Genomic DNA, 264 nt, shown 5'->3' with positions numbered 1-264 from the left:
GGTGATGTCAGATGTAACGCCTACGTCACAGCAGAAGAAGTCCACAAAGTCGCCGGTAGCGCTCAGGCCACTGCCGCATGTGTTCGCTGCTGCGTTGAAGTTGTTGCGGAAGATCGCGATCGTTACAGGGCCACAGTTGTCCCATGAGCCTTCGTCAACATCTTCTGCGAATACACGCGCAAGTGCTGGCTGGCCAGGTACGATGTTGCCACCGCCGATGCTTACGTTCAGCTGGTCGTCACATACAGCTACTGGCTCGATCTG

1 protein-coding gene is annotated in these 264 nt (G+C 56.1%); it reads right to left on the bottom strand.

Annotated elements, in window-relative coordinates; all coding sequences use genetic code 11:
- The coding region (locus tag FRY97_RS22830; RefSeq protein ID WP_170254914.1) for a hypothetical protein at positions 1–264 on the bottom strand (264 nt) is incomplete at both ends.

The organism is Phaeodactylibacter luteus (assembly GCF_007993045.1).
Taxonomy (GTDB): Bacteria; Bacteroidota; Bacteroidia; order Chitinophagales; family Saprospiraceae; genus Phaeodactylibacter; species Phaeodactylibacter luteus.
This window is presented reverse-complemented; position numbering and strand designations above follow the sequence as displayed.